A 2,068-nucleotide genomic window follows, 5' to 3' on the forward strand; every position below is an offset into this window, starting at 1 on the left:
GTGTCCACACCATCAGCGCCACTCCGGCGCCGCTGACCGCCGCAAGTGCCGCACTGCGCCGCCGCCAGGTCAGCACCGCGGTTACCAGGACCGCCGGCAGCATCCACACCCAGTGGTGTGACCACGACACCGGCGAAACCACCAGCCCAAACAGGGCGACACAGATGACCGCCAAGGCTGGCTCACCGGCGCGAAGCGCCCGTCGCGTCGCCCATATCGTTACGGCCAGCACGAGCAGGCACCCGAGCGCCCACAGCAGGAAGCGTTCCGGCTCGCCCAGGCCGGACCGGGCTAACGCGCCTGCAATGTTTTGGTTGGTATTCAGCGTGGCTGCGCCGATCCGATCGGTGTTGCGCACTGTGTTGGTCCAGTACTCCCAGGAGTCGCGCCAGGCGAGCACGAAACCGGCCAGCGTCGCCGCCGCAAAAGAGCACCCGGCAGTCAGCGCGGCGCGCCGGTCGCGGCGCAACAGGAAATACAGCAGGAACACCGCGGGAGTGAGTTTCAGCGCGATGCCCAGCCCCAGCAGCACACCGCGGGGCCACGCCGTGCGGCGTGGCAGGCAGTCGGCGATCACCAGCGTCATCAGCACCACGTTGATCTGACCGTAGGCGAAGTTCGACTTGATCGGCTCCAGCCAGATCACCGCAGCTGCCACCACCGCCAGCGCCAACCACCATCGGCGCCACCAGGCCGGCCCGGCCAGCAGACGCGAGGAGCCCCAGGCATCGAGGCGGGTCAGCAGGACCATGATCGAGACGATCAGCAGCACCAGCGTCGTACAGGTGATCGCAACACTGGCAGCCGGCATCCGCAACCAGGCGAACGGGCAGAACACGATGGCGGCCAGCGGGGGGTAGGTGAACGGCAGGTTCAGCCCGATAGGCGTGTGAAACATTGCGTCTTTGTACAGCGGGCGGTTGTCCAACCAGGCCCGTGCGCCCATCTGATAGACGTCGATGTCGATCCGGTAGGGGATGTGTCCCAGCAGCCGCCAACTCGCGTAGCTCAACGCCGCGATGGCCAGCAGCGGAAGCACACACCACACGGCGATCCGCCCGATGATCGCCCGCCACGCGCCCATGTCGGGCGACCCCTGTCCGCTCATGTCGGAGAACACCCTATCGGTGTTGCGTGCACATCAAAGCGGCATGGTTAGCCGCACCGGGCGCGCGGTGGGCGTACGTTTTCTTAGGTGCTCCAGTGGTTGCAACACGACATCATCGAGCGCGGTCGATTGCCGTTGCTGTGCTGCCTCGTCGCCTTCATTCTGACTTTTGCCGTGACGCGCAGCTTCGTGCGCTACATCCGTCACCGAGCCGACGCCGGGCTGCCGCCGAAATGGTGGCAGCCGCGGAACATCCACATCGGGTCGATGCATCTCCACCACGTGGTCATTGGCGTGGTGTTGGTGATGATCTCCGGTGTGACGTTGGTGACCTTGTCCATCACCGGAAACCAATATGAAGTCACCGCAGCAGCAACGTTTTTCGGCATCGGTGCGGCCCTTGTGCTCGACGAGTACGCGTTGATACTGCATTTGTCCGACGTCTACTGGGAAGAGGACGGCCGCACCTCGGTGGACGCGGTGTTCGCCGGTGTCGCGGTGGGCGGACTGCTGGTGCTCGGCTTGCACCCGCTGATGTTCTTCCTGGCCGCCTGGCAGGACACCCATTCGCCGCTGATGCACGCCGCGGTCATTGCCGGGTTGGTGCTGACACCGCCGCTGGCCGTGGTGGTGCTGCTCAAAGGCAAGGTGTGGACCGGTCTGATCGGCATGTTCTTCGTTGTGCTGCTGGTCGTCGGGGCCATCCGGTTGTCGCGTCCACATGCTCCGTGGGCCCGTTGGCGATACAACACCCAGCTCGACAAGATGCGGCGCGCCCTGGAACGGGAACGCAACCTGCGCCGCCCGGTCGTCGGGGTCAAGCTGTGGCTGCAGAACATGGTTGCTGGTACGCCGCGGCTGCCCGACGAGGACATGGTCGACGCGGAACTGGACCGCGAGGTGCACGCCGCCCCACCACCCGAAGGAATCCAGCGCGCCCTTGCAAGCGGCAGCGGCGGC

The 2,068-nt window shown here is 65.8% G+C and carries 2 protein-coding genes; one reads left to right on the forward strand and one right to left on the reverse strand.

Annotation, left to right across the window (positions count from 1 at the left end; genetic code table 11):
* Nucleotides 1–1,084: glycosyltransferase 87 family protein (locus ACFE99_RS23590; RefSeq protein ID WP_375489092.1), on the reverse strand; the 1,084-nt coding region annotated here is incomplete at its 3' end.
* A gap of 111 nt (nt 1,085–1,195) precedes the next feature.
* On the opposite strand from ACFE99_RS23590, the gene ACFE99_RS23595 reads away from it, so the two are divergent.
* Nucleotides 1,196–2,068 (forward strand): hypothetical protein (locus ACFE99_RS23595; protein ID WP_375489088.1); only part of this gene is annotated, 873 nt, incomplete at its 3' end.

The organism is uncultured Mycobacterium sp. (assembly GCF_964249325.1).
Classification (GTDB): Bacteria; Actinomycetota; Actinomycetes; order Mycobacteriales; family Mycobacteriaceae; genus Mycobacterium.